Origin of the sequence: Streptomyces cinnamoneus (assembly GCF_014650495.1) — a bacterium.
Classification (GTDB): domain Bacteria; phylum Actinomycetota; class Actinomycetes; order Streptomycetales; family Streptomycetaceae; genus Streptomyces; species Streptomyces cinnamoneus.
Genome location: NZ_BMVB01000106.1, coordinates 1 through 507 on the forward strand (window position 1 = coordinate 1; position 507 = coordinate 507).

Annotated in this window: 1 protein-coding gene; it reads right to left on the bottom strand. The window is 68.6% G+C overall.

Annotation, left to right across the window (positions count from 1 at the left end; translation table 11 throughout):
- Positions 1-499: Mu transposase domain-containing protein (locus tag IE182_RS31680; RefSeq protein WP_444544994.1), on the bottom strand; the 499-nt coding region annotated here is incomplete at its 3' end.
- Positions 500-507 lie beyond the last annotated feature (8 nt).

The following is a 507-nucleotide window of genomic DNA, read 5'->3' on the forward strand; positions in this document are numbered from 1 at the left end:
CGCCGGCGGCGATGCGCCGGGCCATGGTGGTCACACTGGCCTCGTCGATCGCGTGCCCCTGTTCGACCAGGTGCTCTCCGGCCCGGACGGCGGCCTCGAAGCCGGACGCGGCGCTGGCCTTGGCGATGACGCGGAACGTGGTCCTGCGTGTCTTGGCGTCCATGCGGTCGATGGCGATCCTGAGTTTGTCGGGGAAATCGTCACGGATGGTGGAATCGGTCCATGCGTGGGTCTTGCGGCTCAACGCGGGCAGGAGCGTGGCGGGGTTGCGCACCGTGGCCGGCGAATCCCCGTACACGCGCGGCAGTCTGGCACAGGTGCGTCCGTCCTGGGTGCGGATCGTCACGTCGAACGCGCGCAGACCCACGTCGAGAGTCCAGCCGCGCCACGAGGGGCCGGCGAGGTAGTAGTTGCCGTCGATCTGCACACGCCCGTCCTTGTCGGCCTTCCTCACCTCCCAACGGATCGCGTCGTACGGCTTGGCGGGAAGCGGCTGCATATCCATCT